Origin of the sequence: Chromatium okenii, assembly GCF_002958735.1 — a bacterium.
Classification (GTDB): Bacteria; Pseudomonadota; Gammaproteobacteria; order Chromatiales; family Chromatiaceae; genus Chromatium; species Chromatium okenii_A.
In genome coordinates this window covers 528374-553193 of record NZ_PPGH01000035.1, presented here as the reverse complement: position 1 = coordinate 553193, position 24820 = coordinate 528374, and the positions used below count along the sequence as shown (strand labels likewise).

General features: G+C 51.6%; 27 protein-coding genes. 12 read left to right on the top strand and 15 right to left on the bottom strand.

All coding sequences use genetic code 11. From position 1 onward, the window contains the following. Positions 1-3: 3 nt before the first annotated feature. The 6 genes from nusA to CXB77_RS23835 form a co-directional block, all read right to left on the bottom strand. A complete protein-coding gene (nusA, locus tag CXB77_RS10935; RefSeq protein WP_105074054.1) occupies positions 4-1506 on the bottom strand; it encodes a transcription termination factor NusA in 1503 nt (500 codons plus the stop codon). Between the two features lie 33 nt (positions 1507-1539). Beyond that, complete coding sequence (rimP, locus tag CXB77_RS10930; RefSeq protein WP_105074053.1) at positions 1540-2037, bottom strand: ribosome maturation factor RimP; 498 nt, start codon at positions 2035-2037, stop codon at positions 1540-1542. Positions 2038-2454: 417 nt separating this feature from the next. Beyond that, entirely contained in the window at positions 2455-3219 is a 765-nt protein-coding gene (locus CXB77_RS19730) for a hypothetical protein (RefSeq protein ID WP_172452636.1), read from the bottom strand. A 48-nt stretch (positions 3220-3267) separates the two neighbouring features. Continuing rightward, positions 3268-3453, bottom strand: coding sequence for a hypothetical protein (locus CXB77_RS23845; RefSeq protein WP_347338108.1), 186 nt, complete (start codon positions 3451-3453; stop codon positions 3268-3270). Then, positions 3450-3617 (bottom strand): hypothetical protein, encoded by a 168-nt coding sequence (locus tag CXB77_RS23840; protein ID WP_347338107.1) that lies wholly within the window; start codon positions 3615-3617, stop codon positions 3450-3452. Before CXB77_RS23840 ends, CXB77_RS23845 begins: the two co-directional genes overlap by 4 nt. A gap of 64 nt (positions 3618-3681) precedes the next feature. Continuing rightward, positions 3682-3996: a hypothetical protein gene (locus CXB77_RS23835; RefSeq protein ID WP_347338106.1), complete on the bottom strand. Its 315-nt coding sequence runs from the start codon at positions 3994-3996 to the stop codon at positions 3682-3684. A 310-nt stretch (positions 3997-4306) separates the two neighbouring features. Between CXB77_RS23835 and CXB77_RS21885 the strand changes: the two genes are divergently transcribed. The 6 genes from CXB77_RS21885 to CXB77_RS10900 are packed head-to-tail and all read left to right on the top strand — an operon-like array spanning position 4307 to position 8350. Then, a complete protein-coding gene (locus CXB77_RS21885; protein ID WP_242445635.1) occupies positions 4307-4507 on the top strand; it encodes a hypothetical protein in 201 nt (66 codons plus the stop codon). 52 nt (positions 4508-4559) lie between these two features. After that, complete coding sequence (locus CXB77_RS21875) at positions 4560-4742, top strand: hypothetical protein (RefSeq protein WP_242445669.1); 183 nt, start codon at positions 4560-4562, stop codon at positions 4740-4742. Continuing rightward, positions 4739-4975: a PhoU domain-containing protein gene (locus tag CXB77_RS21870; RefSeq protein WP_242445634.1), complete on the top strand. Its 237-nt coding sequence runs from the start codon at positions 4739-4741 to the stop codon at positions 4973-4975. The genes CXB77_RS21875 and CXB77_RS21870 overlap by 4 nt, the downstream gene beginning before the upstream one ends. A 36-nt stretch (positions 4976-5011) precedes the next feature. Beyond that, positions 5012-5569, top strand: a complete 558-nt coding sequence (locus tag CXB77_RS10910) for a hypothetical protein (protein WP_197711038.1) — start codon at positions 5012-5014, stop codon at positions 5567-5569. A gap of 9 nt (positions 5570-5578) precedes the next feature. Then, positions 5579-7663, top strand: a complete 2085-nt coding sequence (locus CXB77_RS10905) for a class I SAM-dependent methyltransferase (protein WP_105073899.1) — start codon at positions 5579-5581, stop codon at positions 7661-7663. 39 nt (positions 7664-7702) lie between these two features. Continuing rightward, positions 7703-8350 (top strand): thiol:disulfide interchange protein DsbA/DsbL, encoded by a 648-nt coding sequence (locus CXB77_RS10900; protein WP_105073898.1) that lies wholly within the window; start codon positions 7703-7705, stop codon positions 8348-8350. 63 nt (positions 8351-8413) lie between these two features. Here CXB77_RS10900 and hemL read toward each other — a convergent pair whose 3' ends face one another. The 3 genes from hemL to thiD are packed head-to-tail and all read right to left on the bottom strand — an operon-like array spanning position 8414 to position 11132. Beyond that, positions 8414-9700: a glutamate-1-semialdehyde 2,1-aminomutase gene (gene hemL, locus CXB77_RS10895; RefSeq protein ID WP_105073897.1), complete on the bottom strand. Its 1287-nt coding sequence runs from the start codon at positions 9698-9700 to the stop codon at positions 8414-8416. Continuing rightward, positions 9701-10336, bottom strand: a complete 636-nt coding sequence (thiE, locus tag CXB77_RS10890; protein WP_105073896.1) for a thiamine phosphate synthase — start codon at positions 10334-10336, stop codon at positions 9701-9703. Between the two features lie 31 nt (positions 10337-10367). Then, the gene (gene thiD / locus CXB77_RS10885) at positions 10368-11132 is read right to left on the bottom strand and encodes a bifunctional hydroxymethylpyrimidine kinase/phosphomethylpyrimidine kinase (protein WP_347338105.1); all 765 of its coding nucleotides are present in this window, start codon (positions 11130-11132) and stop codon (positions 10368-10370) included. A gap of 203 nt (positions 11133-11335) precedes the next feature. Between thiD and pufB the strand changes: the two genes are divergently transcribed. Both pufB and pufA read left to right on the top strand, forming a co-directional pair. After that, positions 11336-11470 (top strand): light-harvesting antenna LH1, beta subunit, encoded by a 135-nt coding sequence (gene pufB, locus CXB77_RS10880; protein WP_105073895.1) that lies wholly within the window; start codon positions 11336-11338, stop codon positions 11468-11470. Between the two features lie 33 nt (positions 11471-11503). Next, complete coding sequence (gene pufA / locus CXB77_RS10875; protein ID WP_105073894.1) at positions 11504-11746, top strand: light-harvesting antenna LH1, alpha subunit; 243 nt, start codon at positions 11504-11506, stop codon at positions 11744-11746. Between the two features lie 87 nt (positions 11747-11833). Here the strand turns inward: pufA and gspE are convergent, their stop codons facing one another. The 3 genes from gspE to CXB77_RS10860 are packed head-to-tail and all read right to left on the bottom strand — an operon-like array spanning position 11834 to position 14428. Further along, positions 11834-13561 (bottom strand): type II secretion system ATPase GspE, encoded by a 1728-nt coding sequence (gene gspE / locus CXB77_RS10870; protein WP_105073893.1) that lies wholly within the window; start codon positions 13559-13561, stop codon positions 11834-11836. Between the two features lie 22 nt (positions 13562-13583). After that, positions 13584-14111 carry a molybdopterin-guanine dinucleotide biosynthesis protein B gene (gene mobB, locus CXB77_RS10865; protein ID WP_105073892.1) on the bottom strand — a complete coding sequence of 176 codons (528 nt, stop codon included), beginning with the start codon at positions 14109-14111 and terminating at the stop codon, positions 13584-13586. Next, positions 14108-14428, bottom strand: coding sequence for a DUF1840 domain-containing protein (locus CXB77_RS10860; protein WP_105074052.1), 321 nt, complete (start codon positions 14426-14428; stop codon positions 14108-14110). Before CXB77_RS10860 ends, mobB begins: the two co-directional genes overlap by 4 nt. Before the next feature lie 142 nt (positions 14429-14570). Between CXB77_RS10860 and CXB77_RS10855 the strand changes: the two genes are divergently transcribed. From CXB77_RS10855 to CXB77_RS10840, 4 genes are all read left to right on the top strand, one after another. Then, a complete protein-coding gene (locus CXB77_RS10855; protein ID WP_105073891.1) occupies positions 14571-16394 on the top strand; it encodes a glutamine--tRNA ligase/YqeY domain fusion protein in 1824 nt (607 codons plus the stop codon). Beyond that, entirely contained in the window at positions 16391-16963 is a 573-nt protein-coding gene (locus CXB77_RS10850) for a DinB family protein (protein WP_105074051.1), read from the top strand. Before CXB77_RS10855 ends, CXB77_RS10850 begins: the two co-directional genes overlap by 4 nt. Further along, on the top strand, positions 16960-18012 hold the full coding sequence (locus CXB77_RS10845) for an efflux RND transporter periplasmic adaptor subunit (RefSeq protein WP_105073890.1): 1053 nt from the start codon (positions 16960-16962) through the stop codon (positions 18010-18012). The genes CXB77_RS10850 and CXB77_RS10845 overlap by 4 nt, the downstream gene beginning before the upstream one ends. A 98-nt stretch (positions 18013-18110) precedes the next feature. Next, the gene (locus CXB77_RS10840; protein WP_105073889.1) at positions 18111-19697 is read left to right on the top strand and encodes a GAF domain-containing protein; all 1587 of its coding nucleotides are present in this window, start codon (positions 18111-18113) and stop codon (positions 19695-19697) included. Between the two features lie 160 nt (positions 19698-19857). Here the strand turns inward: CXB77_RS10840 and CXB77_RS10835 are convergent, their stop codons facing one another. From CXB77_RS10835 to CXB77_RS10825, 3 genes are all read right to left on the bottom strand, one after another. Continuing rightward, positions 19858-22254, bottom strand: coding sequence for a S8 family serine peptidase (locus CXB77_RS10835; protein ID WP_172452635.1), 2397 nt, complete (start codon positions 22252-22254; stop codon positions 19858-19860). A gap of 341 nt (positions 22255-22595) precedes the next feature. Beyond that, positions 22596-23207: a hypothetical protein gene (locus CXB77_RS10830; protein ID WP_105073887.1), complete on the bottom strand. Its 612-nt coding sequence runs from the start codon at positions 23205-23207 to the stop codon at positions 22596-22598. A 230-nt stretch (positions 23208-23437) separates the two neighbouring features. Continuing rightward, positions 23438-24814, bottom strand: a complete 1377-nt coding sequence (locus CXB77_RS10825) for a diguanylate cyclase (RefSeq protein WP_242445633.1) — start codon at positions 24812-24814, stop codon at positions 23438-23440. Between the last annotated feature and the right edge of the window lie 6 nt (positions 24815-24820).

Sequence of the window (24820 nt, the reverse complement as noted above, 5' to 3'; positions counted from 1 at the left end):
CCTCTATTCCTCTGGGGCATCCGCAAACCAGGGTGCGCGAGCCTTCATAATCAAGCGGCCTGCCCGCTCCGCATCCATGCCTGCAATATCCATGAGTTCGTCAACGGACTGTTCGGCGAGATCTTCTAGGGTAACGACGCCTCGCGCCGCTAATGCTTCTGCAAGCGATTGATCCATATCATCAAGTGAGCGGAGTTCATCGTTGCTTTCTGGAGTGCCATCTTCTTCAGATGCAATAGCGCGGGTTAATAGCGCATCTTTAGCGCGTTCACGCAGCATATTGATCGTATCATCATCAAATTCGTCAATTGCTTGCATCTCATCAAGTGGCACATACGCTACTTCGTCCACGCTCGTAAAACCTTCTTCAACCAGCACTGCGGCGACATGTTCGTCGATACTGAGCTGGGTCACAAAATTCTGCACCAAGCGTTGCGCTTCCTGCGCACTTTTCGCCTCGGCGTCCTTTTCATTCATGACGTTGAGTTCCCAGCCGCTTAACTGGGTCGCAAGTCGCACGTTTTGACCGAAGCGACCGATGGCCTGCGCGAGATTTTCCTCTTTGACTGCAACATCCATGCTGCGAGCGTCTTCGTCGATGACAATCGACACAACATCCGCTGGCGACATGGCGTTAATCACAAACTGCGCCGGGTTGTCATCCCACAAAATGATGTCTACGCGCTCGCCGTTGAGTTCATTGGAAACTGCTTGCACTCGTGCGCCGCGCATTCCGACACAGGCGCCAACGGGATCAATGCGCGGATCAGTCGTGCGCACTGCGATTTTTGCCCGCGAGCCGGGATCACGCGCTGCGCCAAGAATCTGAATCAAGCCCTCGCCGACTTCCGGCACTTCCAGTTTGAACAGTTCGATCAACAATTCCGGTGCAGTACGGCTCACGAACAGCTGCGGACCTTTCGCTTCAGCATTCACTTCGTACAGATAACCGCGCATTCGATCACCGGAACGCACTGATTCACGCGGAATCAGATGCTCGCGGGGAATCAAGGCTTCGGCGTTGTTGCCGAGATCAAGCAAAATGGAACCGCGTTCAGCTTTTTTAACAATGCCTGTAACCAATTGACCTTTGCGCTCGGTAAAGCTGGCGACCACCTTGGCACGTTCGGCATCGCGCACCTTTTGCACGATGACCTGTTTTGCGGTTTGCGCAGCGATGCGTCCAAATGAGACGGATTCGATTTCTTCTTCAATGAAATCTCCGAGACCGAGCATTGGCTCCAGAATGGCAGCAGCCGATTGCGTCATCTGACGTGCTGGCGCATCGAGCACACCTTGCGCCGGATCAGGCACAATTTCCCAGCGGCGAAAGGTGCTGTGTTCACCAGTTTTGCGATCAATGGCAACCCGCACATCAACATCGCCACCGTGTTTTTTACGGGTCGCAGAGGCAAGCGCGGCTTCAATCGCCTCGAAGATCACCGTTGCGGGCACGTCCTTTTCATTGGAAACGGCTTCAACGACCAGCAGAATCTCTTTACTCATGCGATCTATATCCAACTCTGAGCGTTTGACCCATCAATCCAAATTATCGGCAGGTATCGGTTCGGCGCGGAGACGAAAATCTGCCACTAACCGCGCAGATTCAAGGTGATGAAGCGCAATGTCCCATAACCGACCATCCGCTTCTGCAACGGTAATCACGCCCGCTGCATAACCACGCAATTGACCTTCTAGTTTGCGGCGACCGTCCAATTTTTCTGCCAGCCGAATTCTTACCTGCTGTCCAACAAAGCGTTCAAAATGTTCAGGAAAAACTAATGGTCGATCAATTCCGGGAGAAGATACTTCCAAATCGTAATGACCAGGTAACGGGTCTTCAACGTCCAATACGCCGCTCAATTGATGACTCACTGCACTGCAATCATCCAAGGTGATGCCTTGTGCGTGGTCAATGTAAACCCGTAGCGTTGCGCTGGAACCATGTTGAAAAAAATCCACGCCAACGAGTTCAAATCCCATTGGTTCCACAACTCGCCGCGCCAGAATAGTGAGACTGCTGTCAGCCGACTGCATAATCCGTCCTTCAGAAACAAAAATTGGGCCATTGGCCCAACCTTTTACCGCGTCACAGTGCGCACTTGCGCCAACCCTGACATTCGTTTGCAAGCATTGAAATCTTTCGCGCCGCTACTAAAAACCGATGAAAATCTCAAAAATCTGTTTACGCCGTCCCTGCCATTGTTTGAAGGTAGGTTTTCTGAGAAGAGCACAGATTTTAGTCAATAGTTACGAACCTTGAACGGCAAGACCTTACGGCTCAACCAGATAAAAAAACCCCTAACGGGGCTTTATGAACAGCGCAGATCAAAACGTAAGCTGTCTTTAAGTGGCGGAATGCTAACGGTTCTATTTATGAAGCGCAAGGCTTTCAATCATCCAACAACGAATGGGACACGCACTACAGCGCGTGTCCACTAACAACGACTTGGTTTAACGTTGTGGATTCGGTGCGCCGGGCAAATAACCCGCCGGATAGCCCGGATAACCGTAAGGAACGTTTGCTGGCGCAGGAGCTGACTGCATCCGCTCCCAGTATTCACGCATCCGCGCATCTGCTTCGCGCTGCATCGCAGCGTATTGCGCCTGCATCATTGCCTGATGCCGCGCCATTGCTTCCCAATTGTAGGCTGGAGCTGCTGGTGCTGGCGGCATTTGATTTGCTGGGGCTGGAGCTGCCTGTTGCGCGGTGGTTGCTGGCGGTGCGGGCGCAGCAACCGGTGCTGGTGGCGGAGTCATTGCCGCAGGAGCTGGTTGTGGTGCAGCAGCGACTGGTGCTGGCACTGCCGCTGGTGTGACCGGTTGAGCTGGCGCAGCTGCCTGATTTACCGATGTATTTGTAGATGGAGTGGATTCCGCAGTATTCACTGGATGAACAACTGGCGCTGGCGCAGCAGCAGGTTTGGTCGGTTCTACGGTTTTGTGACTGAAAGTTTCAGCTGCTGGCGCAGGTGCGACTGTACGAGATTCGGCTGCTGGTGATTTTTCGCCCATGCCGGGCAATGCGCTGATCGGAATCGGGCTGATTTCATTGATCTTCGCCAGCAAAGATGCCGACAGTTCACCGTCTTGCTGGTCGAGCGAGCTGAGATACAAATAACCGAAAGTAATCACGACGCCCCATAGAATGAGTTTCGGAAACCAACCAAATGTTGAACGTGGTTTTGCCTTGGTTTTAGTTTTTTCTGCGTCAGCCATTTTTTGTGCCTCTATTCAAAGATGAAATGAATTAAAAACTGTTGCTTTTTAACACGTTGCTAGTTCAGTTAACACTGCCATGACGCGCTCCGCGCAAACTGCAACATTATCCTCAATGTTTTGCATCGTAATGATGCCGTCAGTTTTGCCAGCGGCCCAATTCACCACAAATGCGAAACTGGCATAACACAGCCCCAACTCTCGCGCCAAACTCGCTTCCGGCATTCCGGTCATACCACCAGATCGCACCTGTCGCGTTCACAACGTCGAATCTCCGCTGCAGTTTCTAAACGCGGACCCTGTGTTGCGCCATAAGTTCCACCTGAAACAACGGGCTGTTTAGCGCGGGTGCAGGCATTAAGCAGTACCACGCAGTTCTTCACAGTACGGCGAGTCATATCAACATGCTCAACACCGTCGCTCGTACCATCGTAAAGGGTATGCTCACGGCCGTGGGTATAATCAATAATTGATCAGGAATTGCCAACACGCTGGCGCAAAACGCGGCGTAATCCCACCGACTGCCGCAATCCACCACGCGCTTCGCACCACACTTGCGCAGCGCCCATAAATTGGCGCGATAGTTAACAAGATGCGGTGGTAAATGATGCCCAGCACCGTGACGCGGAAGAAAAAATATTCGTGTCCGTTGAGTGTGCCGCGAGTGACTGGAGCAGAAGTAGCGCCGTATGGTGTTTCCACAGAATAAGCGTCTTGCACCACGAGAGCGGAAAGTTTTGAAAAACCTGAACCACCGATAATCGCTAAAGATGACATTATCATTATTCCAGTATGGCGAATGCGCAGCAGTTTACCGGAGAGCGTTTCGGAAACCAAATGGTTAACTTAAACGATCAGTATGCAATATGCGCTATTATTTGCTACGAGATAACTGATGCAGATCAACATTAAATAGTAAGAATGACGCAGTTAAAATGGCTAGCAATTGGCAGTTTTTATTAGGCGTTACGCAGTCAAAATATCAATGATTGATAACTGCTAATTTTTAGAAAATAACGGCGTTAAATTGTCATCTATTTATTCTCGGTGTTCGACTTTTTTAACCCTTGTGAATGAGGACATTCCAATGACCGATAGCATCAATCTGGTACAAAAAAAGCGTGCCCAGCTTCAGTCCGCGATTGGCGATCTCGGTACGCGAGTGATCCACGCATTACAGCAATCGGTCATTTGTCTTAAAACACATGATCTCGCTCTCGCAGCACAGATCATTGCCGCTGACGCCGAATTAACCAACAGCGCCGAGCACTTGAACAACAGTGTTTAGTGACGCTTGCTGCGTATAAACCAGCGGGAGAAGATTTGCGGGCGCTCGGTTCGTGTATGGAATTGGTTTCGGAATTGGAACGCATTGGCGATTACGCGCAGATGTCGCCAGCGTCATGCTTAAAATTGGTGAAGTACCGTTACCACCAGAACCAGTTATAGCAATTCTCGATGTTGCCGATAACGCGATGACGATGCTCGCAGCAGCACTGGAAGCGTTTATTTCTAAGCGATGAAACTACGGCGCGCGGCAGTCATTCGTGAAGCGCAGGTTGACCGCGATGAAGCTGCATTAGTCAAACGGGTACTGGATCAGATGCAAATAGACGCCAGTTTTGCGCTGGTGGGTACTTATTTGCTGTGGATCGTGCATAACTATGAGCGCGTCGCTGACCGCGCTACGACGGTGGCAGAGCGTGCGATTTATGTCGCTGCCGGTCACACCCCAAACCTCAATCTTGCTGATTGATTTCATTGCTTAAAATTAGGATTTTTCATGCACGCCATGTCGCAAGTTACCGCTTCTGTCCGTTCATTGATGGCGCTGGCGCTCGGTGTCGCTGGTGTCGTCACCAGTCACGCTGCCGACATTCAGCCGCTGCAAACCGCAGTCATCAAAGCCACCACTGGACTGTGTCATCGTGGTCAAACCTGTCACGTTGATCGCGCCGGAACGTGGATTCCAGACACTGCGGTAGCGATTCTCGGCGTGGTGGTTGCCGAACAAGCAGACATTGATTTGTATACCGATTTGGAAGTCAGTACCCGCACCGAAATGTATCAATGTCACGGTGGCAACGCGCAAGGCTGCATCTTTCGCATGAAATACGCCGGACCGGGGCTATTCGATTACAGCGCCACATCCGGCAGTACTTACATCGGCTCTAACATCACCACAACGAACATGAGTTTTCCCGCTGGCTACGGCATCATCATTCCAGCAGGGACGCCAATTCATGTCCATTTGGATGTCATCAATGCCAGTTTAATTGACCTCAAAGTCGATCAAGATGCGTGGCTGTATTACGTGCCAGTTAAGGATGCGCCGACGGTTACACCATAGGATAACGTCATGCACAAAACTAAGCATATCAAACCTTTGGCGCGTTCACGCTCACCACAAACAGCCGCAACACCCGCACTTGCCGAGCAGGAGGCACTGGTCGCACTGTTCACAGCCGGACGATTTGCAGAAGGCGAAACGCTGGCGCGGCAATTGACCCAACGTTATCCCGATGCAGCCTTTAGCTGGAAAGCATTGGGAACGTTGCTGCTGGCTGGTGATCGGCAACGCGAAGCCCTGCCAGTGCTCAAACGTGCAGTAGAACTTGCACCTTATGATGCTGAATCTATTAATAGTTTAGGCAAAACGCTGCAAGACCTGAATCAAGTTGAAGAGGCGCTAGACTGCTTCAATCAGGCATTGGCGTTGCGCCCCGATTCTGCGATTGTCATCAACGATCAAGCAAACATTTTGAAAGCACTGCATCGTCCTACTGAGGCACTGACTGGTTATGTACGGGCGCTGGCGCATCATCGCCGCGCTATTGAATTGAAAGCGGATTTTAATGGCGCCAAAATCAACTACGTTAATTGCTTAAAACGACTCCATTTTCAATACGACGATCCATCGGTTCGGCAGTTGCTTTTACAGGCGATCACAGAAGGCTGGTGTCGTCCTGATGAATTGACAAATATCTGTAACGATTTTATAAAATTCAACCCAATCATCCGTGATGCAATTCAGCGCAGTCAACACACTTGGTCAGCACAATCATCTCTTCAACAATTATTAGAAACAACAGAAATTGACGCAATTCTGAATGACACTTTGTTCGTTCAGGTGATGGAAACGATAGCCATTTGTGATGTCGAACTAGAGCAACTGTTAACCTTATTGCGTTATTCGATGTTGCTACAAACATTAACAACAAACGCGGCAACGCCAGCGCAGTTGCAATTATTACAATTGATCGCCATTCAATGTTATCTCAATGAATACGTATTTGCTGTTACCGATGACGAAACTGCACACCTTGCTGAATTAAAACAAAATTTAATCACTGCAATTGAGCAACAATTGCCAATTTCTGCATTACAAGTGGTGACACTGGCAGCCTACTATCCTCTTGATTGTTTACCTACGGCAATGACCTTATTTGAGCGTCCATCATTGACATCACTCACCGCAATTTTAATTCAACATCTCCGCGAACCACAGCAGCAAGCCGAATACCGCCGACACATGCCGCAGCTTACGCCAATTGAATCAGGAATCTCGGCGCTGGTTAAAAATCAATACGAAGAAAATCCCTATCCGCGTTGGGTAAAAACTGCTGCGGTGACACAATCATTAACGATTGATGCGTTTATACGTCAACAGTTTCCATTGGTTCAATTTTATCCGTTACGAAAACAGACTAATGCTGATATTTTAATTGCAGGTTGCGGCACAGGTTTACATTCAATTGATACCGCATTACGCTTCACTGATTCACAGGTCTTAGCCATTGATTTTTCACTCGCCAGTTTAAGTTATGCGCAACGCAAAACCGCTGAATTAGGAATTACTAATCTGCGCTATGCACAGGCAGATATTTTGCAGTTTAATACACTAGATTTGCAGTTTGATCTCATCGAATCTGCGGGAGTTTTACATCATTTAGAAGACCCAGTTTTAGGTTGGAAAATCTTACTTGAGCATTTGCGCCCGGGCGGATTCATGTCTCTTGGTCTGTATAGTCAATGCGCTCGGCGTTCGGTGGTTAAAGCGCAAGAGTTTATTGCTGCACAAGGCTATCAAGCGACTGCCGATGATATTCGTCGTTGCCGACAAGCCTTAATAAAGCAAACCGATATTCCAGAATATCAGCATTTAATTTCAGGGCGCGATTTTCACAGTTTAAGTGGTTGTCGTGACCTATTATTTCATGTCAATGAACATCATTTTACTTTACCGCAAATTGCCGAATTGTTACGCGAACTTAAACTCAATTTTTTAGGTTTTATCATCGATCATGCAGTGATTAACGATTATTGCAACTGTTTTCCCGATGATCCAACCGCAACTAATCTTGAATACTGGGATCAATTTGAGCAAGAACATCCAAGTACTTTTGCGAACATGTACCAATTTTGGATGCAAAAAGCATCATAATCACGGTTTATTTTAATACTTAATTTGTGGAGGTTTTGAATGTTTATCAGCCGGCGCCATTTCAATCAAATGATGTTGGGTTTTTTAGGTGCGTCGCTATTTACGCCAGCATTTGCTGATTTAATCGAGGGACGCGATTGGCGGCGGATTGAACCACCGCAACCGACGGATACATTTGGAAAAATTGAAGTACTGGAATTCTTTGCGTATGCTTGTCCGCATTGTAGCGATCTCAATCAATTGATTACGCCTTGGGCAAAACAATTGCCGGCTGATGTGGCATTTCGGCGCATTCCCGTGACGTTTGGACGCGCAGCTTGGGCAGGTTTATCTAAACTTTATTTCACGTTGGAAAGTAGCAGCGATTTGGAACGCTTCGATCAAGCCGTATTCGATGCGCTGCATAAACAACGGTTGAAATTATTCACGACTGATGCCATTAGCGAATGGGTCGGTAAACAGGGTTTAGATGTTGACGCTTTTACCGCAGCGTTTGAGTCTTTTGATATTCAAACCAAACTGAGTCGCAGCGAGCAGTTGGTGAGTCGTTATCAAATTGATGCAGTGCCAACGCTGGTGGTGGCGGGACGTTATTTCGTGTTGGGAAATGACGCAAAAACGCAGGCAGATTTATTAACTATTGCCGATGGTTTAATTGCCAAAGCGCGGCTGGATGGCATTAAATAGCAATAAAAAGCCGCCGCATTTTATTGTGAAATGCGGCGGTTTTATTCAATCACCGATTTATTATTAACCCGCAGTCATTGCCGCAAAGGTCGCCGCTGCTGCATCGAGTGTGGTCTGAATTTCAGCCTCGCCGTGCATGATCGACACAAATCCCGCTTCAAATGCCGAGGGCGCCAAATACACGCCGCGCTCCAGCATTCCGTGGAAAAACGCCTTAAATTGCTCTTGATTGCAAGCGGTTGCCTGCTCGTAATTCGTCACTTTTTCGCTGGTGAAAAACAATCCAAACATGCCGCCGACCTGATTGGTGCTGAACGGAATGCCGGCTGCATCAGCGCGAACTTGCAGACCAGCGAGCAGCGCGGTCGTGGTTGCAGTCAATTGGTCATAAAAGCCCGGCGCAGAAATCAATTCCAACGTTTTCAACCCAGCGGCCATCGCAATCGGATTTCCCGACAACGTGCCAGCTTGATACACCGGCCCAAGTGGCGAAATTTTCGACATAATTTCGCGCTTGCCGCCGAACGCGCCGACCGGCATTCCGCCGCCGATGACCTTGCCGAGCGCCGTCAGATCGGGCGTGATGCCGTAATGCCCCTGCGCACAGCCCAGCGCCACGCGAAACCCCGTCATCACTTCGTCAAAAATCAGCACTGCGCCGGATTGATCGCAGACTTCGCGCAACCCTTCCAAAAAGCCCGGCACGGGTGGAATGCAATTCATGTTGCCGGCGACCGGTTCGACGATGATGCAGGCGATTTCGGAACCGATGGCGGCAAAAGTCTCGCGCACCTGCGCTAAATCGTTGTAACGCAAAGTAATCGTCAATTCAGCCAGCGCAGCGGGAACGCCCGGTGAACTGGGTTCGCCCAGCGTCAACGCGCCCGAACCGGCTTTCACCAGCAGCGAATCGGCGTGACCGTGATAACAGCCCTCGAATTTGACGATCTTGTCGCGTCCGGTGTAGCCCCGCGCCAGCCGCAACGCGCTCATCGTCGCCTCAGTGCCGGAACTGACCATGCGCACCAAATCCATGCTCGGAACCAGCGCACAGACCTTGTCGGCCATCGTGGTTTCTTGCTCGGTCGGCGCACCAAATGACAGTCCTTTATCAAGCTGATTGCGCACGGCAGCGAGCACTTCGGGATGGGCGTGACCGAGAATCATCGGTCCCCACGAACCGACATAATCGACATAACGCTTGCCGTCCGCATCAAAGGCATAGGCTCCGGCAGCGCGTTCAAAAAATACTGGGTCGCCACCGACGCCGCGAAACGCCCGCACCGGCGAATTAACGCCGCCGGGAATGTGACGTTGGGCGGCGGTGAACAGGTCATGGGAACGGCTCATTCAGATCAACTCCTTGATAAACAAATGGGAATAGGAACGGGCAGCGGCAGCAATATCGGGCTGATCAAATACGCCAGTCACGACCGCGAGCATCTGCGCTCCCGCTGCAATCAATGTGCTGCCATTTTGCGGCGTGATTCCACCAATCGCAACGCAGGGCACGGCAAGCTGGCGCCGCGCTGCCGTGAGTAACGCTGGATCGGCTCGCACCGCGTGAGGTTTGGTTGTCGAGGGGAAAAAGCTGCCAAACGCGACGTAGCTCGCGCCCGCTGCCGTCGCCGTTTCCGCCAGCGCGAAATCGTTGTAACAAGACACGCCGATGATCGCAGTGCTGCCGAGTTGTGCTCGCGCCAGCTGCAAATCAGCGTCATCGCGTCCGAGGTGAACGCCGTCTGCGCCAATGGCGAGCGCCAGCGCCACATCATCGTTGATAATTAACGGAATGTTCGCCGCTCGACAGTGCGCTAACAGTGCTATAGCGCGAGCGTGGCGTTCAACCGTGCTGGCGCATTTATCGCGGTATTGAATCAACCGCGCTCCGCCGTCGATGGCAGCCGCGACTTGGGCAACCAGTGCGGCGACGTTGGGCGCTGCATCCGAAATGATAGCATATAAACCGGTAAGCGGTGCGGTCATTGCGAAAATTCCAGTGGTGAACGGTTCGGTGTCAATTGACAGCGCCCGGTGCGAAATGCTCGCCGCAAACTGTGCCAAGTGAACTGCTGCGCCTGCGCCACTGCATCAAGCAGCGGCATTCCATTGCCAAGCGCCCAGCAATCGCGCTAGTCAGGGTGCAACCGGAACCGTGATATTCACCGGGCAAACGCGGCCAATCCCAGTGCTGGCGCGTTCCATCTGCGCCGTACAGCCGATTGGTGACTTGCGCCGTGTCGTCGTGCGTTCCAGTAATGAGTACCCAGCGCGTCCCCAGCGCCAGCAGTTGCGCGGCACAATCATCCGGCAGTTGCGCACCAGTCAGCATTTGCGCTTCCGGTAGATTGGGCGTGATGAGCAGGCAGCGCGGAATCAGTCGCTCGCGCAACTGCTGCAACAACGCTGCATCTGCGACTGTTTGTCCTGCGCCAGTCGCCAGCACTGGATCGAGAATCACCGGCAGCGTCGGATGCGCGGCGCACAGTTCGCCAATGGTTTCGGCGATCAACGCGCTGCCAATCAAGCCAATTTTGAGCACGGCTGGCGCTTGATCCGCCATCAGAGTTCGACAATGTGCGGCGATCTGCGCGGGAGGTTGCGGATGGAGCTGGCGCAGTCCGCAGGTGTTCTGCTCGGTCAATGCGGTAATCACTGTGACGGCAAATGCTCCGGCAGCAGCGACGGCTTCGGCATCAGCGAGGATTCCCGCCCCGCCACTGGGATCGTGACCGCCGAGACAGAGCACCAGCGGGCGCGTTAAGTTGTCCTGATTATTCATAGAATTCAAGTTGTAAGCGTTGACAAAACGTGCAGTGGACGTGGTTCAAACAATTTCTGCAATTGTGGTGTAAATAAACCTTGACACTGGTCTGTGTCAGGCTAAACTAACACTCACGGTATCGCAGACAACGTAACGAAAAGTTGTTAGCGGGCCTACACAAGCCGAACTAAGGCTACTCACTCTTCGTTGGAGACATCTTCATGGCTAATCTGTCAGGTTTGACCGACGCGCAAGCAAAAGAATTTCATGAGCATTGGAAGCATGGTACTTGGAGCTGGGTGATGATTGCGTGTGTTGTTCACGCGGTCACTTGGGTTTATCAACCCTGGTTCTAAGAACCCCTTTTTTTTGATTTAAGGAGATATTCAATGCAAGTTCCAGTTATGTTAGCCGATCCGTCTATTGCTGCACCTAACCATCCTGAAGAAGATTGGAAAATCTGGACTGTTATCAATCCAGCCACTTGGATGGTTCCTTTCTTCGGCATTCTGTTCGTTCAGATGTGGATGATTCATAGCTATGCACTGGCTCTGCCAGGCTACGGCTTCAAAGATTCCGTTCGCGTTGCTGCACCTGCTGCTGTTGTTGCACCTGCAACTCAGGCTCAGTAAGCAGTCTTTTCAAAAGTGCCTAGTTTATAATTAGGCACTTGCGAATAAAAAACCCGTCACATGACGGGTTTTTTTATGCGTATTTCATCAATTATCTTCAGCCACGCGCATCACTTCCTCAATCGTCGTGCGCCCATCCAGCGCCTTGCGCAGTCCGTCCTGATACATGGTTTCCATTCCTTCACTAACTGCAATCCGGCGAATTTCGGTAGCGGTCGCATGTGCCAGCACCGCTTTACGAATCTGATCGGTCATCAATAATACTTCAGTAATAACCAAGCGCCCGCGATAGCCGCTGTCATTACAGGCTTCACAGCCGCTGGCGCGATGCAAATCGACTGCGCCGCTCACGCCCGCCATGTGTGCGAAACGTTCCGCTAGTTCCGGCAGCGCCCGATATGCCTGCCGACACTGCGGACACAACCGCCGCACCAATCGCTGCGCCAAAATTCCGTTGATGGTTGAAGTCAGCAAATAATCTTCAACACCCATATCCAGCAACCGCGTCACGCCGCTGGCAGCGTCGTTGGTATGCAACGTCGATAACACGACGTGACCGGTCAGCGCCGACTGCACCGCAATTCGCGCCGTTTCCACATCGCGCATTTCGCCGACCATGATGATGTCTGGGTCTTGCCGCACAATCGCCCGCAGCGCCCCAGAAAACGTCATGCCAATCGCGGCCTTGACCTGAATCTGATTAATCCCCGGCAACTGATATTCGACTGGGTCTTCCACCGTGATGATTTTGCGTCCCTCAGTGTTGAGGCGACTGAGCGCGGTATACAGCGTCGTACTTTTGCCCGAGCCGGTCGGCCCAGTCACCAGCAAAATTCCATACGGCTGCTCCAAAATGCGGTGCAACCGTTCACGCGGCGCACCGTCAAAACCCAGCGCGTCCAGATCAAACCGCACACTTTCTTTATCGAGCAGCCGCAACACCACGCTTTCACCGAACATCGTCGGCACGGTGGACACCCGCAAATCCAGCTCGCGCCCCTGAATGCGAATCGGAATCCGCCCATCCTGCGGCAGCCGACGCTCGGCAATGTTGAGTTTGGCCATGATTTTGATGCGCGAAATGATCGCGGCCGTCGAACGCGCTGGGGGCGCGTCCACTTCTTTCAGAATGCCGTCCACGCGATAACGCACTTTCAACACATCCGCAAATGGTTCGATGTGAATATCCGACGCCCGCGATTCCACCGCCTTTTGAATCAATTGGTTAACCATGCGAATGACCGGCGCTTCGCTGGCCAAATCCTTCAAATGCTCAATATCTTCTTCATCGAAATCGCCGAAATCCGCCTCGGAATGCGCGGGCGCAGCGGCTGGCGCTTCGTACAAACGCGCAATTGCTGCCTCAATTTCTGACGGCAACCCAACTGCGGCGTGCACTGTTTTTTCCGTCGCCATCGCCACTGCCGCCAGCACGAAATTGTCCAGCGGATTGGCCAGCGCCAGTGTCAGCGCATTATCGGTGAGCACCAGCGGTAACACTTTGGAATCTTTCAGAAAACGCAGCGTTAACTGCTCCTCGCGCACCGGTTCGGTCGGAAATGCTGCTGCTTCCACCAACGGCAGCGCCAGCACCTCGGCCATTTGCCGCGCCATATCGCGCTCGGCAATCAACCCAAGGCGCAGCAACATCGGCAGCAATTCGTCACCGCCGTCATCTGCGAGTCGCCGCGCTCGCGCTAAATCGCCGGGCGTCAATTTGCTCTGCGCCAGCAGCGCCGCCACGATCTGCTGCTCCGGCGTGGTCGGCAGCTCGATGTCCGTGTCGTGAAGCGATGGAGTTAGTTTGGCGAGCATGAATCAATTCCAATGCAACGGGTTAACCAGCAGCGCCAGCAAGTTTGCCAAGAATAAAATCAGCAATCGCTGGCGCGTCATTCAGCGGCAACTGCAGCGGATGCGGCGTAATCGGCAGCGGATCGGCGGTTGCGACGGCGATGATGTCGGCATCGGTCGGATACAGCGGCGCGTGACCGAGCGCGGCGCGATACACCTCGATTTTCGGATAACGGGCGTGTTTGAAACCTTCCACCAGAATCAGATCGAGCCGCGCTGTTTCAAACCGCGTCAGCATTGCGTCGAGATCGGGATCAACCGCTGGCGCAGGTTCTTCAACTTGCAGCGCCCAGCGTTCCCGCGATGCCAGCAGCGTTTGTGCTGCGCCCGCTGCCCGAATTTCAAAACTGTCTTTTCCGGGCACGTCGAGATCAAAGCTGTGATGGGCGTGTTTGAGATAACCCACGCGCACTCCTCGGTCATGCAGCAGCGCGACCAGTTGCCGCAGCAGCGTGGTTTTGCCGCTGCCGCTGGGCGCAACCACGCCGATCACGGGAATTGCGAAAATCACACTCGTTCCCACATGACCGTTTCACCGTCTGCGCCAGCCGCTTTCAGCAGGGCAATCAACGGCATGGCGCGGTGTGCGAGACTGACGTGCTGCCCGGCGTCGCCCGCTGGTGCAGCATTCGTCGTGGTGGGATCAAGCGGCAGATCGGGATACTCGGACACAGCAGCTTCTAAACAGGCGAGCGCAGACGGAATATCGGCTGCGAGCAGTGCGCCGGGAACGCGCCCGCTGTGTCCCATCAATTTAATCAGCGTGATAGCAACATCCCCGAACATGGTGATGGTCGCGTAGGCTGGAGTTTGGAATTTAATGAGCATGAACGTCTCGATTTGGGCTTGTTGATAGCGACGGCAATGCAAAACAGCATAGCGCAAGCGCCAGTGCTGCGATTCTTTCAATCCGCGTGGTAGGCGCTAGAATGCGGCGTATCTCCTTTTATTCCGATTATTTGAGCCATCCATGACCGACGCCGTTGATCCGCCCCGCACCAATTTTATCCGCCAGATCATCGACGCGGATTTGGCTGCTGGCAAACATGACCACATCGCCACCCGTTTTCCGCCCGAACCAAATGGTTATTTGCACATTGGTCACGCCAAATCCATTGCACTGAATTTCGGGCTGGCGCTGGATTATCACGGTACTTGCAATCTGCGTTTTGATGACACCAATCCATTAAAAGAAGACGTTGAATTTGTCGATTCGATTCAAGCGGATGTGCGCTGGCTGGGTTTTGATTGGGGCGAGCGGCGGTTTTTCGCTTCTGATTATTTCGAGCAGCTGTATCAATTCGCCATTGAATTGATTGAACAGAATTTGGCTTACGTCTGCGATCTCAGCGCCGAAGACACGCGCACTTATCGCGGAACCCTGACCGAGCCGGGGCGCGATAGTCCGTACCGCGAGCGTTCAGTGGCGGAGAATCTCGATCTGTTCGCCCGAATGCGCAGCGGAGAATTTGCCGACGGCAGCCGCACGCTCCGCGCCCGCATCGACATGCGTTCGCCCAATATCAACCTGCGCGACCCAGTGCTGTATCGCCTCAAACATGGCGTGATTCACCATCAAACCGGCAGCGCGTGGTGTTTGTATCCGACTTACGACTACACCCATCCGCTGTCCGATGCGCTCGAAGGCATCACCCATTCGCTGTGCACTTTGGAATTTGAAGATCATCGCCCGCTGTACGACTGGTGCATCGACCACGTTTCGGTGCCCAGCAAGCCGCGCCAAATCGAATTCAGTCGGCTGAATTTGGAATACACGGTGATGAGCAAACGGCGTCTGACTGAATTGGTCAGCGAGCAATTGGTCAATGGCTGGGATGATCCGCGAATGCCGACGCTCGCTGGATTGCGGCGACGCGGTTACACCCCTGCAGCGATCCGCGAATTTTGCGAGCGGGTTGGCGTGACCAAATCCGACAATCTGGTGGAAATGGCGCTGTTGGAAAGTGCGATCCGTGACGATTTGGACGCCAGCGCACCGCGTCGGATGGCGGTGTTGCGTCCGCTCAAAGTGGTGTTGACCAATTACTTGGAAGAAATCCCCCCCGCCCCCCCTTTTACCAAGGGGGGAGAAGAAAAGCCGCCCGTTGATAAATCCCCCCAGCCCCCTTTGCTAAAGGGGGAGGAAGAAGAAAAGCCCCCCTTTGAAAAAGGGGGGTTGGGGGGATTTGATCAAACCAAGCAGTTGGAGGGATTTTCCGTCACGCTTCCCAATCATCCGAAAGACGCCAGCATGGGCAGCCGCGAGCTGCCGTTTGGCGCGGAACTGTGGATTGACCACAACGATTTTGCAGAACAACCGCCGAAAGATTTCAAGCGGCTGATTCCGGGCGGCGAGGTGCGACTGCGCGGCGCGTATGTCATTCGCTGCGATGAAGTGATTAAAGACGCAGCTGGCGCAGTGACTGAACTCCGCGCCAGCGTCGATTTCGCCACGCTGGGCAAAAATCCTGAAGGGCGCAAAGTCAAGGGCGTGATTCACTGGGTTGCCGCAGCAACCGCAATTCCGGCGGAAATTCGGCTGTATGACCGACTGTTTCGCGTCCCCACGCCGGGCGCTGGCGGTAACGATTATCGCGCTGATTTGAATCCGAATTCGCTGCAAGTGCTCACCGATTGCATGGTGGAACCCGCGCTGGCGGACGTGCGTAGCGGCGAGCGGTTTCAGTTTGAACGCGAGGGTTATTTCGTCGCCGATCCCGACACCGCGCCAGCGCGTCCCGTATTCAATTTGACCGTCGGACTGCGCGATATTTGGGGCAAAAATCGAACATGAACAGTCGCTTGCCGCCACCGATAGCTTTGCTCCCAGCGCACGAACGCCAAATTGCTGATTTTGGGGTGCGTGCTTACGCCTCGGTCGCATCGCCAGCAGCAATTTTGCGGCTGTTTCGGACGGAAGCCGCCCACACGCTGGCGATGAGTCGCCGTTTAACCCGGGCGCAAGGTTTGGAGCGCGTGTCCATTCCGCGCTTTCCGGGGATCGAAAACGAAAGTTGTCACTGGTCGGTGTACATGACGCTCGATCATTTGGTGATGGTCAATACGGCGATTACCGCGTTGATTCACGCGATTTGCGTCGATTCGGATCACGACGTGGAGATCGAACTGGCGGATGTGTGGCCGCATGAAGACGCTGGCGCAGATCGCATTCATGCTCTGAGCGCCGTCGTCGAACGGTATTCGCGGTTGATTGAGCGCCTCGGTCCGTTGCGGTCGCGGACACGTTATCCGCATCCGTGGTTTGGTGCACTGACGGCTCGGCATTGGCACGCGCTGGCAGCGATTCATAACCGCACCCATCGCATTCAAATCGAAAAAATTGTGCGGCGCTTAAACCCATGAAATGCCAGATCACACCACAATCATCATTGATTGCCCTGATGCTGTTCGCGCCATTACCGCTGGCTCTTGCTGATCCCAACGCACCGCCGCCGTGGGTGCTCACCGTTCCGCTGGAAATTGCCATTGCGACCGATTGGCACCTGATCGGCAGCGTGTGCGCCCGTCACGAGATTCCGCTGGCATTTCGGATCAACGGCGAAATCCGCGAGCGCCGCGTCGATGTTGGCGCTGCCGTGACCGCTGGGCAGGTGCTGTTTCAACTCGATCCGCGTGACGTGATTGAACAGCGGATTGCCGCAGAAGCGACGGTCGCCAGTGCTCGTGCTGAAACCGAAAACGCCCAGCGTGAACGCGAGCGGTTGGCGGATATGCTGCGGAAAAAACTGGTCAGTCAACAGGATTACGACCGCGCTGCGACTGCGGCTCGCGCTGCCAGTGGGCAGTTGACTGCGGCGCAAGCGGTGTTGCAGCAAGCGCGTTATGCCATTGAATATGCAACGTTAACTGCGCCAGCCGCCGGCGTGATGGTCGCAGTAAGCGGACAACAAGGACAGGTGATTGCTGCCGGTCAAATCGTGGCGACGGTGGCAGAAGCTGGCGCTCGGGAAATCGAAGTTGCTGTGCCGGAAACGCGGCGCACCAAAGTGCCGTTAACGGCGCTGGCGCTGGTTTTAGGACAAGCAAAACCGCTGCCGGTGACACTGCGCGAAGTGGCAGAAACGGCTGACCCAGTGATGCGCACTTGGGCGGCGCGGTATCAGTTCGATGATCCGGCGGCAGCGCCGGCGCTGGGAACGACGATCACGCTGCGCTTTGCTGCCGAAACGACCACGCAGCGGTTGCGCGTTCCGCTCGGTGCGGTGTTGGAACAGGCAGAAGGCGCGATGGTGTGGCGCGTGGTTGATGGGCGAGTGCAACCAGAATCGGTGACGGTGCTGGCGGTGGATGATGAATTTGCTGAGATTCAAACCACCTTGCCGCTGGGAACGCCAGTGGTGGCGCTGGGCGTGAATCGGTTGCAACCCGGTCAAGCAGTGCGGATGCGCTAAACCGTGCTGACAATGGACAAGCTGTTTTGCATAACGCTTAGAATTAAAACTGTTACGCTAACTCACTCTAAATAGCGAGATTTTCGTAGGAGAAACTGATGAGCGAACTGTCTCTGCAAGGATTTCTAGTCGAGTGTGAACGCGAACAATTGCACCGAGTACAGGCGATTCAACCCGACGGCGCACTGTTGGGCGGCGTGGAAGGTGATCCGCATATTCGTTTTGCCAGCGCCAATCTTGCCGACTGGATCGGAATTGCATGGGAAGAAGTGCTCGGACAACCGTTAACGGCGTTATTGCCAAATTTTCCGCCACCTATGCCCGGCACGACGAGCACGGTGAATGCTGAAAATTGGATGCACTCTTCGACCGAAAAACGCCTGTTTCGTCATCTGTTTGATGGCGCATTCGGCAGTTTGGACGGATTGCTGTCGTGCAATGAACACTCGTGGTTATTGGAGCTGGAACCGTCACTTCCCGCTGCACAACAGCACGAAGCCTATCGTCCAGTGCCGCATCATCTGTATCGAATGCCGTACACCGAGCCAGATTGGAGGCAGCAAGGCCAAGCGCTGGCGGATGAATTACGCGCTGCCACTGGCTTTGATCGGGTGATGATTTACCGTTTCCGCGAGGACGGCTGCGGCGAAGTGATTACCGAAAGTCTACTGAGCAATTTATCGCCCTATTTGGGACTGCGTTATCCCGCTTCTGATATTCCACAAATTGCCCGCACGCTCTATCTGCGTAATCGTCACCGCCAAATTGCTAATGTTGCTGCGTCACCAGTGGCGATTCACAGCCACGATGACGCGCAAGTTGATCTTACGTTGTCGGATTTACGCGCAGTGTCGCCAGTGCATCTGACGTATTTGAAAAACATGGGCGTTACAGCTTCATTATCATTTTCGCTAACACTTTACGGACGACTGTGGGGACTGATTGCTTGTCATCATCACGCACCGCGCAACTTGCCGCTGGCAGTGCGCGAACGCTGCGCAGAAATGGCGCAGGTATTCACGCTGGCGATTGGCGGATACCAAAATCACCGGCGGTTGATGGAAGTGAATGGCAGCGATCACGAAATCGTCAATTTGCTCAATGCGCTCCAAGATGCCGAAGTCAGTTCCACGTCTACTAATCGACATCTCAAACGCGCATCCACCACGCCCAGCCAAACCTTGGGACGGGCATTGTTATCGTTGGTGAGCGCAGAAGGCGCGGCGCTGGTGGACGATAAACACATCATCACTTTTGGTGTTGCTCTTGATCATGTGCAGATTCGGGAGCAACTGGCGTGGTTGCAGAGCAACTTGGTTGATCAAGTATTTGCCACCGATGCGTTATCCACCTTGTTTCCGCCAGCAGTGGAATATGCGGATCGCGCCAGTGGTTTGCTGGCAGTGCGCGTGGGGAGATTTACTCACGTCGGCGCACAAAGCGAACGCACCTTTTTATGGTGGCGACCGGAACAGCCGCGCACCGTGTACTGGGCTGGCGATCCACGCAAAGATGTCGTGTCTTTCGATGCAGAAATGCAACATTTAACGCCGCGTTCGTCATTTGAACGTTGGATTGAAACCAGTTCTCGCCATTCCGAACCGTGGAGCGATAGCGATTTGCTGCGGGCAAAGAAATTTCGCAATTTGGTATTACGCGCCGTGAATGCCGAGGTGTTGCAGTGAGAATAAGCTAACGCTGCGCCGCGAATGCAAAGTGTCAAATTTTTCGACACTGTTGATGCCTGAATTAACCAAAACACTACAGCAGTGAGACAGATAAAAAGGGCGATGTGAATCAACACATCGCCCTTTTTGTTTGAGATAAGAACGAATTAGACTTGATTTAACGTGCTAGGCAATTCGTGCGTCCGTAATCTGCGCGGAAAGTCACGAGATCAGTGCCGTCTACATCGCCATCGTGATCAAAATCCGCTCTGCTATCGTAACACCCTTTACCAAGGAGTAATGAATCAGCACTATCGTAACATTCTTGACCACTGTGCAAGCCAAAGGTATTTCCAAAGACAGTTTTATCACTGTCATCAACATCACCATCATTATCAAAATTGCCGATACAAATAGTAGATGCAGTCAAACCAATTGAATTTACTGCCTTGCCCAAATTAAGTCGCCCGTGTGCGGTCTTTCCTCTCAGCGCAGGAATTGAATCGGTATTATTTAAAATCCGGTTAATTCGATTTTCCATTGGTTCTTTATACAGACTTGCCAAGAAACCAACTGCACCGGTGACGTGTGGCGTTGCCATTGAAGTGCCACTCATCCAAGCGTAATTATGTGTAGGTATTTCCTGACCAATACCGATGTCATCCAAATAAACGCCATCATCCACAACAGACCCATCGGTATTTAAAACAAGTGCGACACGGAAGTTAGCGGCATATAACGCTGGATCAGACAGTGAAATATTATAGTTAATCCATTCACCATCACTGCTACCAGTAAGACCACCTACATATTGATACCGCTCACCAAAAGTAAGCCAGTGATTTGTTCCTTCCATGCTATCACTGAATACAGTTGTACCATTAACTGCAACACTGATGTCATCGAGATAATAACCATCGTAAGTGATCATTTCATCAGACCAGAGCACAAAAGAGATTTGCGCTTTATCGACTAAACAGTCATCTGGTAGCGATGCTGTGATCTGCGTCCAATCCTTTAATACAGCACTCACATAACCGACGTAATGATAAATGCCATATTCGCTACTACCACAATATACTCCCAACATATCATAATCTGGTTCAACTGCGCCTTTCAGATAAAAGCTGATGCTGGCAGTGCCTGACGCTGCATCAGAAAGATTTATCTCAGGGCTAATGATTCCAGAATATGTATTATTGAAATAATTACCACTAAGGCTATCAGACCACGCCTTGGTTCCAGTACGTTTTTGTTCGGTAGTGATTTTCCAAACACTGGGAATCACATAGTAAACATCCAGAAAATCATAATCACTTTCCAAGTCGTATTTAGCATTAAACCCGAATGATAAACCAGTTTTTCCAACCAAGTTAATTGGTCGGCTGATAAGCGCAGTGGATTGACTATTAGCATAGTCTCCATTTGGGCTATCCGTCCAAGCATGGTTTGTTTCAGTTGTAGCAGTGATTGCCCAAGGTGCGGGTAAATCAAACTCCCAACCATTTGCCCCCGATTCAACATTATCAAAGAACACATCACCTTCTTTAGGCGCATAAGTTGTTGACCAATAGGTGCTTAGAATTGAGCTGCCGGGCGCTCCTAAATCCACTGAAGTTGCACCGTAATTAGAATACCAAGCCAGCGAATCAGTATCATCAGTTGCCGCGACGCTAATCACATTGGGTAAATCATAACCAGCCGGATAAGTGGGGTCGCTATCATTATCATTTTCTTCATTGCCAGCAGCAGCAACGAAGACAATACCGACATCTCCTAAGTTTTTAATTGCAGCTTCCATGACGTCATTGTAGCAACCAGCACATCCATAAGACGCATTGACTGCCACGATATTTGTGCCCTTATTTTTCATGGTGAGAATGTATTGCAAGGCGGCTAATTCTGCATCGTCATACATATAGCCATCAGGTGAAAAACCTTGTACCGCCATGATGCGTCCGCGCCAATTGATTCCGGTAACACCTTTACCATTATTTCCTTCAGCAGCAATGATGCCGGCAACATGGGTACCATGTGCAGCGGTCGGATATGGGTCACTATCACCCGTTCCCGTATCAATCCCGTAAATATCATCAGTGTAACCGTTTTTATCATTATCAACGCCGTCGCCCGCGATTTCTCCCGGATTTATCCACATATTATTTTTCAAATCTGGATGCCGATAATCAACGCCGGTATCAATAACAGCAATCACCACATTTTCAGAGTTGGTGTGCTGATCCCAAGCATCAATAGCTTGAATATCAGCACCGGAAGTTCCTCCCGTTTGTCCGCTATTATTCAATGACCATTGATAACCAAAACCAGGATCATTTGGAGATGTGTCGCTAATCACCGATGGGCGTTTTCCATAATTCAACGAAGTGGCCTGAACACGATAATCCTTGCTGAGACTCTTCATCAATTGCGCACTACTCACGCCTTTACCACCGCGCACTAATGCGAAAACTTGTCCAGTTCGCGCCGTCAATTGATCAAAACCCTTGACCACTGTTGCTGCTTTCGCACCGAGTGCGCTATTTGCAACGGTTTTTGTAACGCCTTTCTTAAACAATACCAATACTTCGCCGTCTTTATAATGCGGCTTTTTTGGAGTTGATGTGGTGGCAGTACCATCTTTAGAAGATGGCTGAGTCGGCTCAGGAACCGTTAATAAGCGATCACCTTGGGCATTGGGTGTCACGTTATTGGGAACGAGTTGTGAGCGGTTCATTGGCGCTGCGGGATGATTCAATACAGGAGCAGAACCATCTTGTTTTAAGGTCATCACTGTCGGCGTTAATAATAGATCGGTGCTGCTGGCTGAATACGAGTTCATCGTGGGCAACATGCCAATTAAAGCAGCGGCACACAGGGTATAACCCTTAATATGAGGGAAGTGAAAATGACGCATGGTTATTGCTCCTTGGTGCGCAGTTCAAGACGGTTTTTTGCGAGCAGCAGCCCTAATAAACCAGAGGCTAATAACCACAGTAAACCGGGTTGGGGAATGACCGTTCCTGACGCGGGATTACCTGCAACAGCAACCTGTGTTAATTCAACGCCACTCGTCGGCAACTGAGAATCTAAACTCACTCCGTTTTCTAAAACGAAGTTATTACCAAACAGCGTTAATGCCGTTGTCGTTGCTGTAGCGGCAATTCCCTTGAATTGCACACTCGCCAACAGAATGTTATCTCTGATAAACGTATCGAATAACATTCCTGCACTTGCCGTTAAAGGTGAATGACCAAATGAGATATTAGAAAAATTCCAGCCATCTGCATTTGCACTGAGAATTTCTAAGGCGCTGCTGTCATAAGCAAGTTCAAAACCCATGCTGATCAAGCCCGGAGCTTCAACTCCAGAGACATAAATATCTGCCCACGTTGTTTCATTAAAGCCAAGATTAAAAATGCTGTCATCGTTATCTCGACCAAAATCAATGTTAAAAACCAGACTGGCGGCTGCTGGTGTCGAAAGCGCAAACAGCAATACAGTTATGGGTATCATTTGGTTGATATTCATAAAAACGAACTCCTATTCACTTAAAAATAACGATCAATCAAAGTGTGACTTAATGTGTTACCAAATTCTTATTTGGTAATCGCACAAATAAAAATGCAAAAAAAGTACCAAATTTTAATTTGATACAAATCATTCAGTTAAAAACATGGCTTGAATATATGACGCCAAGGTGTAAAAAAAGCTGACACCCTGAAGTCGTCAGCTTGCGTGAATTCCAAAAAATGCAGCGTTTAATGACGAATAACGCGATTGCGTCCTGCATCTTTCGCTTGATACACCGCGCTATCGGCACGGGCAATCATTTGTAGCAAACTTCCTTCTAATTCAGTGGTAAAGCCCACGCTCACCGCTAATGGAACCGCCATTCCAGCGGTTTGAAAATGAAGTCCGGCAATGGTGGCGCGAATGCGTTCAAACACCAACTTTGCATCGTCATTGCGTTTAAGCACGACGACGCAGATGAACTCTTCACCGCCATAACGCCCAACGATGTCCGAGGCACGCAGTGTTTTTTGTAGCATTGCTGCGATGATTTTGAGTGCCTCGTCGCCAGCCAAATGACCAAAATTGTCGTTGACCCGTTTGAAGTGATCGACATCGATCATGCCGAGCGCAATCTTAAAATGACCGCGCAGCGCGTTGGCGTGGAGCGATTCCGCCAGCTCCAGTGCGTGACGGCGATTGGAAATTCCAGTTAAAAAATCACGGGTGGCGGCTTCGCGCAGTTGCCGAACGTAATCAATCATGTTGGTGTTTTGACTGACGCGGCAGAAAAACTCTTCGGCTTGAAATGGTTTAGCGATGAAGTCGTTCGCGCCAGTTTTCAGCAGCAGCGCCGGAAGTCCGGGACGTGACGCATCTGACATGCCAATGATGGCTAAATCCTCGCGGCGATGCTCTTGGCGAATGGTCTCAATCAGCTCTAACCCATTCATTTCTGGCATATTGACATCAGTAATAATCAAGCTGATGTCCGGGTACTGCGCCAGCAATTCGAGCGCCTCACGACCATTGCAAGCCGCCAGCGTTTGATAGCGATAACTGTTGAGCAAACTTTGCAAATAACTGCGAAAACTGGGCGAATCATCAACCACCAGCACCTTGACTTGGCGGTTGTGCCACAGTCGATTAAGTGTTTGTGCCACTTGCTCAATTTCATTGCGATTGTGCTTGATGAAGTAATCAACGACCTGCTTCGACAACATCATTTCGCGCTGCTTCATGTCCAGCGAGCCAGTCAACACGATGACCGGAATGTGGTAACGCCGCAGCAAATCGACGACTTCACCGTGTGGCGCGTCAGGCAAATGCAAATCCAACACCGCAGTAAAAAACCGCGTCGCATCCTGTTTAAGTTCGCGCTCGGCTTCCGCAAATGATCCGGTTTCTACGGTGTTTAAGTGATGAACATCATCGAGATAAGCGGATAACAGGCTGCGCATGGCGCGACTGTCTTCGACGATCAATACCGTACCGGTTGCAGTAGTTTCAGCGTTATTTTTATTATTATCAAATGGTTGTGTCATTAAAGCGAATGCCTGTTGCGGTATAGCGGCTGCCGCTTGCCAAGTGCGTGGCGCATCTGCTGCCAGATGCGCCGCAATCAACAATCG

Coding starts and splice junctions, on each gene's coding strand:
- thiD (WP_347338105.1), bottom strand. CDS start 11,132: ATGAATAATCAGGACAACTTAACGCGCCCGCTGGTGCTCTGTCTCGGC.
- gspE (WP_105073893.1), bottom strand. CDS start 13,561: ATGCTCGCCAAACTAACTCCATCGCTTCACGACACGGACATCGAGCTG.
- CXB77_RS10860 (WP_105074052.1), bottom strand. CDS start 14,428: ATGCTCATTAAATTCCAAACTCCAGCCTACGCGACCATCACCATGTTC.
- CXB77_RS19730 (WP_172452636.1), bottom strand. CDS start 3,219: ATGGCTGACGCAGAAAAAACTAAAACCAAGGCAAAACCACGTTCAACA.
- CXB77_RS10855 (WP_105073891.1), top strand. CDS start 14,571: ATGACCGACGCCGTTGATCCGCCCCGCACCAATTTTATCCGCCAGATC.
- CXB77_RS23840 (WP_347338107.1), bottom strand. CDS start 3,617: ATGACTCGCCGTACTGTGAAGAACTGCGTGGTACTGCTTAATGCCTGC.
- CXB77_RS23845 (WP_347338108.1), bottom strand. CDS start 3,453: ATGACCGGAATGCCGGAAGCGAGTTTGGCGCGAGAGTTGGGGCTGTGT.
- CXB77_RS10900 (WP_105073898.1), top strand. CDS start 7,703: ATGTTTATCAGCCGGCGCCATTTCAATCAAATGATGTTGGGTTTTTTA.
- pufA (WP_105073894.1), top strand. CDS start 11,504: ATGCAAGTTCCAGTTATGTTAGCCGATCCGTCTATTGCTGCACCTAAC.
- rimP (WP_105074053.1), bottom strand. CDS start 2,037: ATGCAGTCGGCTGACAGCAGTCTCACTATTCTGGCGCGGCGAGTTGTG.
- CXB77_RS23835 (WP_347338106.1), bottom strand. CDS start 3,996: ATGTCATCTTTAGCGATTATCGGTGGTTCAGGTTTTTCAAAACTTTCC.
- CXB77_RS10905 (WP_105073899.1), top strand. CDS start 5,579: ATGCACAAAACTAAGCATATCAAACCTTTGGCGCGTTCACGCTCACCA.
- hemL (WP_105073897.1), bottom strand. CDS start 9,700: ATGAGCCGTTCCCATGACCTGTTCACCGCCGCCCAACGTCACATTCCC.
- CXB77_RS21885 (WP_242445635.1), top strand. CDS start 4,307: ATGACCGATAGCATCAATCTGGTACAAAAAAAGCGTGCCCAGCTTCAG.
- nusA (WP_105074054.1), bottom strand. CDS start 1,506: ATGAGTAAAGAGATTCTGCTGGTCGTTGAAGCCGTTTCCAATGAAAAG.
- CXB77_RS10910 (WP_197711038.1), top strand. CDS start 5,012: ATGTCGCAAGTTACCGCTTCTGTCCGTTCATTGATGGCGCTGGCGCTC.
- CXB77_RS21870 (WP_242445634.1), top strand. CDS start 4,739: ATGAAACTACGGCGCGCGGCAGTCATTCGTGAAGCGCAGGTTGACCGC.
- CXB77_RS10850 (WP_105074051.1), top strand. CDS start 16,391: ATGAACAGTCGCTTGCCGCCACCGATAGCTTTGCTCCCAGCGCACGAA.
- pufB (WP_105073895.1), top strand. CDS start 11,336: ATGGCTAATCTGTCAGGTTTGACCGACGCGCAAGCAAAAGAATTTCAT.
- CXB77_RS10830 (WP_105073887.1), bottom strand. CDS start 23,207: ATGAATATCAACCAAATGATACCCATAACTGTATTGCTGTTTGCGCTT.
- CXB77_RS10840 (WP_105073889.1), top strand. CDS start 18,111: ATGAGCGAACTGTCTCTGCAAGGATTTCTAGTCGAGTGTGAACGCGAA.
- thiE (WP_105073896.1), bottom strand. CDS start 10,336: ATGACCGCACCGCTTACCGGTTTATATGCTATCATTTCGGATGCAGCG.
- CXB77_RS10845 (WP_105073890.1), top strand. CDS start 16,960: ATGAAATGCCAGATCACACCACAATCATCATTGATTGCCCTGATGCTG.